General features: G+C 68.9%; 5 protein-coding genes and 1 pseudogene. 3 read left to right on the top strand and 3 right to left on the bottom strand.

Annotated elements, in window-relative coordinates; all coding sequences use genetic code 11:
- Nucleotides 1-193, top strand: a pseudogene (locus ACE5CZ_RS14480) (amino acid transporter); the annotation flags it as partial.
- Between the two features lie 93 nt (nt 194-286).
- Here the strand turns inward: ACE5CZ_RS14480 and ACE5CZ_RS14485 are convergent.
- Nucleotides 287-1,780, bottom strand: coding sequence for a GntR family transcriptional regulator (locus tag ACE5CZ_RS14485; protein ID WP_374948032.1), 1,494 nt, complete (start codon nt 1,778-1,780; stop codon nt 287-289).
- Between the two features lie 139 nt (nt 1,781-1,919).
- Nucleotides 1,920-3,065, bottom strand: coding sequence for a class I SAM-dependent methyltransferase (locus ACE5CZ_RS14490; RefSeq protein ID WP_374948033.1), 1,146 nt, complete (start codon nt 3,063-3,065; stop codon nt 1,920-1,922).
- Nucleotides 3,066-3,139: 74 nt separating this feature from the next.
- Here ACE5CZ_RS14490 and ACE5CZ_RS14495 point away from each other — a divergent pair, with 74 nt between their 5' ends.
- Both ACE5CZ_RS14495 and ACE5CZ_RS14500 read left to right on the top strand, forming a co-directional pair.
- Nucleotides 3,140-3,973 carry a class I SAM-dependent methyltransferase gene (locus ACE5CZ_RS14495; protein WP_374948034.1) on the top strand — a complete coding sequence of 278 codons (834 nt, stop codon included), beginning with the start codon at nt 3,140-3,142 and terminating at the stop codon, nt 3,971-3,973.
- Nucleotides 3,974-4,100: 127 nt separating this feature from the next.
- On the top strand, nt 4,101-5,438 hold the full coding sequence (locus tag ACE5CZ_RS14500) for a glycosyltransferase 87 family protein (RefSeq protein WP_374948035.1): 1,338 nt from the start codon (nt 4,101-4,103) through the stop codon (nt 5,436-5,438).
- Between the two features lie 28 nt (nt 5,439-5,466).
- Here ACE5CZ_RS14500 and ACE5CZ_RS14505 read toward each other — a convergent pair.
- Nucleotides 5,467-5,758, bottom strand: a 292-nt coding sequence (locus ACE5CZ_RS14505; RefSeq protein WP_374948036.1) for a GNAT family N-acetyltransferase, incomplete at its 5' end; no start/stop codon positions are given.

The following is a 5,758-nucleotide window of genomic DNA, read 5'->3' on the forward strand; positions in this document are numbered from 1 at the left end:
CTTCGTGACCACGCTGATCGACTCGATGAACCCCGACTACGGCAGCGGATCGAACATAGCAGGGCTCGGCCTCGTCTTCATCCTGGGCGCGTTCCTGCTGCTCGCGGGCGTCGTTCTGATGTTCGTGATGCGCGCCGTGAACCCCGCGTTCTTCACCGGACAGACGCTGAAGCGCGGAACGTCGACCGACTAACGTGTGCCGGCGCACTGAGGTGCGGAGATGTGTCGCTTCCTTCGAGGTCGAAGCGGCATATTCCCGCACCTCAGAGCGCTGTCGCACCGACCGTCAGTGCCACACGAGAGCGAGGGGAAGTGTGCCGCAGGGCACGCGCTGTGCATCGTCGGGCAGCAGGATGCCGGCGGCGATCGTCGGATCGGTCGACAGCACCACCCTCGACTGCGCGTTCACCAGCGTGACCCGCTCGCCGAGCCGGGCGAACGCGGACAGAAACCGGGCCTCGAGCGCCGACACCGTCACATCCACCCCCGCGACGCCGGGCTGAGTGCCTGACGCATCGAAGACCGGCATGGTGAGGGTCACAATGAACTCGTCGGTGCACAGGTAGTCGACGTAGGGGCCGGTGACGTGGCTCGCCTCGCCCGAGGCCACGCCTCGCCACCACTCGAGTCGCGTGTAGTCGCGAAAGAACTCGGATTCGGGGTCTTCGACCACAGCGAGCTGGCGGGGAGGAAGCCGCTGCACGAGCGCGTCGCCGGCCTGGTGCACCCACCATGCCAAGTGCCAGGCCGCGTCGTCGACAAATCCGGGCGTCGCCACGAAGCCGGCCCCGATCACGAGTTGCGCACCGGCAGCGAGCTCGGCCTCTGCGAGGGCGCGCACGCTGTCGTCGAGGGTCGTTCGGCTGATCGGATGCGCCAGGCTCCCGAGCGTGGTCGCGAGTGCATCGCGGGCCCGGCCCAGCGCGTCGAATACGGCGTCGAAGGTGTCGACGACGAGGGCGACGCAGTCGTCGAGCGAGGCAGGGTCGGCCGAGGACGAGGCGCCGGATGCCGCGTCGGGTCTGTGCGCATCGTCGGGCCTGTGCGCATCCGAGACGGAGATCGCACTCGCCACCAGGGCCGAGAGTTGCGTGTCGACGATGGCTCGGGCGGCCTCACCGTCTCGCCGGTCGAGGGCATCGATCAAGATGAGCTGCGCGTGCTTGACGGCGTCACGCAGTGCCGCATCTCGCATGCCGAACCAGATCACGGGGCCGAACTCCGCCTGCAGGCGCAGCTCCTCGGCCACCAGCCGGGGCGACTGGGCCGCGGCGGCCACTTCGACCCGGAAGAGCGCCTCGCCTCGTCGGGCCGAGACCTCGTCGCCGAAGTCGATGGAGCGTGCGATCGTGCGCAGGTTGTCGAGGTCGGCCGTCGTCGCGCGAGCCGCGGCAGTGGCAGCCGATGCACCGCTGATCGCGCCGAGCTGCACTGCCAAGTCGTGCAGCTGCGCCCTCGAGAACCGCGAGAGACGGGCGGCGAGCAGCTGGCGCTGCCCCTCCTCGCTCGAGGTGATGAAGCTGCCCCCGTCACGTCCGCGTGTGGTGCGCACGAGCCCCTGGCCGCGCAACGCGTCGAGCGCCTCGCGCACGGTCGACACGGCGACGCCGAACTGGCGCGCCAGCTCGGTCTCGCGGGGCAGGCGCTCGCCGTGCCCGACGAGCCCGAGCACGATGGCCTCGCGCATCCGCTGTTCGACCTGTTCGCTGCGGCCGGGGCCGGCGAGCGGCGCGAAGACGGCTGAGCGGGCCTCTGCGGTGAGGCCGAGCGAACGCGACATGCGACCTCCTCGGGCTGCCCTTTCGACGCTAGCACCCGGGCCCGCTCCCCCTCCTCCCTGCTCCGCTTTCGCGGATGAGGAGGAACTCGCGACACGCCGCAGTTTTCGGCGGCGGACGCGGGGTGTCGCAAGAATTTCCTCATCCGCGAAGGGGCGAGGTGCTTCTGGTCACCGTGAACTTCGCGTTCTGGCCGACCACGTCGGTGGGCCCCACGATCTTGCGCAGCGTGGCGGCGTGTGAGAGCGAGCTGTTGAATACTGTCCAGAGCTCGCCGCCCGGCTGCAGCACGCGCGCCGCATCGCGGAACAGCCCGAGGGCGGCATCCGCGTGCACGGCCGCGCCCACGTGGAACGGCGGGTTGCACAGAATGAGCCCGGCCGACGCATCCGGCTGCGAGCGCAGCGCGTCGTCGCGCACGACCTCCACCCGGCCGTCGAGCCCGTTCAGGCGCATCGTCTCGCGGGCGGATGCGACGGCCGACGACGACTGGTCGCTCGCGATCACGCGCGCGTCGGGCCGGGCCCGGGCGACGACGACGGCCAGAACCCCGGTGCCGCATCCGAGGTCGATGGCCACCGCAGGGCGCGCTGCCATCTGCGGAATGAACGACAGCAGGAAACGGGTTCCGATGTCGAGCTTCGTGCCCGCGAACGCGGTTCCCTGAGCTGCGACCCACAGCTGCAGGTCGTCGTGGAACTCCGTGCGCATCGTGTCGGCATCGGCAGCGGCATCGGCGCCGGCCCTGGACTCTGAAGCCACGAGCACGCGCGACTTCTGCCGCGCCAGGCTGACGCGCAGCTCGGAGAAGTGCTTCTCGAGCACGGCGTTCATGCTGGTCGAGAGGTGCTTGATGCGCCCGCCCGCGTAGACCACGACCGACGGATGCGCGTGCCGGGCGATGAGCGCGGCCGCCTGCTCGAGCGCGGCGAGCGTTCGCGGCAACTGCATCAACACGACCGTCGCGCCCTCGACGAGCCCGGCGTCGAACGCCAGCGACTCGTACGTGCCGGCGAGCCCGGTGCGGTCGCCATTGCGGGCAAGGGCCCGCTCTCCGGTGAGCGCGTCCTGCTGAACCCGGATGCGCGTGGCCCCGTGCAAGCCGGCCGCGCCGAGCGTCAGCGCCCCGTAGCGATCGCCGATCACGACGACCTCGCCGGGGGCGGCCGCGGCCAGGGAGTCGGCCGCCTCGTCGAGGATCAGCCGGTCGCTCGCGTCGACGGCGAACAGGTTGGGGGCCTCGACGTCGGGAAAGCGGCGCAGGTCGTCGAAGGAGAATTCAGGCATCCCCCCATCCTGACAGGGATGCACACCGGCTGATATCCTGACAGGCTCGCCAGACGGCGACGGAGAGAGCAACCGTGACCGACTACTTCGAGACCAACAGGCAGAACTGGAACGATCGCGCGTCGGCGCATGCGGTGCGCACCGGGTCGGGCTACCAAGTTCAGCGTTACATCGACGACCCGCAACTCATCTCCGGCGTGGTGAGATTCGACCGCGATCGGCTCGGCCCCGTCGATGGGCTGCGCACCGTGCATCTGCAGTGCCACATCGGCACCGACACGCTGTCGCTCGCCCGGTTGGGCGCCCGGGTGACCGGTCTCGACTTCTCACCGGTCGCTCTCGCCGAGGCGCGGGCGCTCGTCGCCGAGACGGGCGACCCGGTGGATTTCGTCGAGTCCGATGTGTATTCGGCCCTGTCGGTGCTCGAGGAAGCCAGTTTCGATCTCGTCTACACCGGAATCGGCGCACTGTGCTGGCTGCCCAGCGTGCAGCGCTGGGCTTCTGTCGTCGCGGCGCTCCTCAAGCCGGGAGGACGCCTGTTCATTCGGGAGGGTCACCCGATTCTCTGGACCATGGACGAAAGAATGACCGACGACCTGCACCTGCGATTCCCCTATTTTGAGCAGGCCGAACCGCAGGAATGGGACGACGAATCCAGCTATGTCAACACAGATCGCCGGATCGCCGCTACCAAGACGTATGAGTGGAATCACGGCATCGGCGAGATAGTCACCGCCCTGCTGGTTGCGGGGCTGCGCCTCACCATGCTCGTCGAGCACGACAGTGTGCCATGGCGGGCGCTCCCCGGCCAGATGCTGCTTCGCCCCGACGGAGAGTTCGCTTTCGACGCTCTCGCGGGAGTGGCACCGCTCAGCTACACGATCCAGGCGGTGAGGCCCGCCATCTGAACCCGTCGGCCGGTATCGCCGGCGGTTCGCCGGGCACCCCCGCCACGTATGTCTACGAAGAGACGGTCAGGTAACGGCGAGGTGAATACCTGCTCACTCGCAGCCGATCGACACTACGGTCGCAAGAGTGGCGACAATCGAGACAACTGCACAGGGCCTCGGCCGACTGAGTTTGTACGACCGTTTTCTTCGGCCGGCTCTTCCCGAACCCGAGGTGTTCGAGAAGCCGCGTGCCCTCCTGTGGGGCTTCATCGGCATCCACGTCGTCTACCTGCTGGGACTGCTGCCCCACATCGTCGCGGGAACCGTCGAGGGCGATCTTCCGCTGTACCGCCGCTGGGCAATCGACGCCGCGAGCTTCGGACAGTGGCCGGGCATCCACTTCGAGTGGGTCTACCCGATCGGCGCGATCCTGCCCATCGCCCTGTCGAACGTCGCGGGCCCCCAGTTCTACCAGCTGCTCTGGTTCGTGCTCATCGCCGCGCTCAACGCCGTGTCGATCGTCGTGCTCTCGAATCGCGGGCGTTCGCGCCGCGGGATCCTCGCGTCGTGGTGGTGGCTCGGCATCCTGACCCTGCTGAGCCCGGTCGCCCTGCTTCGCCTCGAGGGCATCACCGCTCCCCTGGTGATCATCGCCCTCGTGCTGATCGCGCGCCGGCCGATCTTCGCATCCGTACTTCTCGCCCTCGCCACCTGGATCAAGGTGTGGCCCGCGGCCATCTTCCTGGCGATTCTGGGCGCGTTTCCGCGCCGACGCATCGCGATCGTGACGGGAGCCGTGTTCTCGCTCGGAGTCGCCGCCATCGTCTGGGCCCTGGGCGGTCTGCACTACCTGTTCGGCTTCGCTCAGATGCAGACCTCGCGCGGGCTTCAGCTCGAAGCACCGGTCACGACTCCGTGGCTCTGGCTGGCGATCATCGACCGCCCAGGCAGTCGCATCATCAACAACACCGCGATCGCCACGCGCGAGGTCGTCGGACCCTACGACCACCTCGCCGTGTCGCTGATGACCCCGGTCATGGCACTCGCTGTCATCGGCGTGCTCGCCCTCGTGGTGTGGGCGAAGCACCGGGGCGCACCGACCGAACGCCTGCTGCTCGTGGCGTCGTTGGCCCTCGCAACGACCGTCGTGGTCTTCAACAAGGTGGGCTCGCCGCAGTACATGCTGTGGCTCGCCCCGATCATCGTCGTGGGAATAACGCAGGGCTGGCGCGCTTGGCGCACCCCGGCGCTGCTGATGGTGGCGATCTCGGTGCTCACCACACTGGTGTTCCCGATTCTGTACATGCCGCTCATCGCCGGAGACCCCGGGGTGGCGCTACTGCTCACCGGGCGCAACGTACTGGTCGTGGTGCTGCTCGGCTGGGCCGTGCGCGAGCTCGTCTACGTGGGTGCCCGGGCGGCCGGCGCCGAACCCCGCTTCGAGCGTCGCGCGCGCGAGCGGGAGCACCGCCAGACGGCCTGAGCGCCAGATGGCCTGAGCGCCAGACGGCCTAGAGCCTGCGCTCGTAGCAGAGCGACTCGGCGGCGCCGGCGTAGGCGCCGAAGTTCGGGATGAGCGTGTACCCCTCCCGCTCGTAGAACCGCATCGCATCGGGCTGCGCCGTTCCCGTCTCCAGGCGCAGGGTGTTCCAGCTGCGGGCGCGGGCCCTCTCTTCGAGCGCCCGCAGAATGGCGATCGACACCCCCGTGCCCCGCGCATCCGGAGCCACGAACATTCTCTTGATCTCGGCGCTGGAGTCGTCGAGTCGGCGCAGGCCGCCGCATCCGACGGCGCGTTCGCCC

It is taken from the genome of Agreia sp., from assembly GCF_964263775.1.
In the GTDB taxonomy this organism is placed as follows: Bacteria; Actinomycetota; Actinomycetes; order Actinomycetales; family Microbacteriaceae; genus Agreia.

Bases quoted from the DNA above. Each gene is read 5' to 3' on its own strand.
- ACE5CZ_RS14485 (WP_374948032.1), bottom strand. From the start codon at position 1,780: ATGTCGCGTTCGCTCGGCCTCACCGCAGAGGCCCGCTCAGCCGTCTTC.
- ACE5CZ_RS14490 (WP_374948033.1), bottom strand. From the start codon at position 3,065: ATGCCTGAATTCTCCTTCGACGACCTGCGCCGCTTTCCCGACGTCGAG.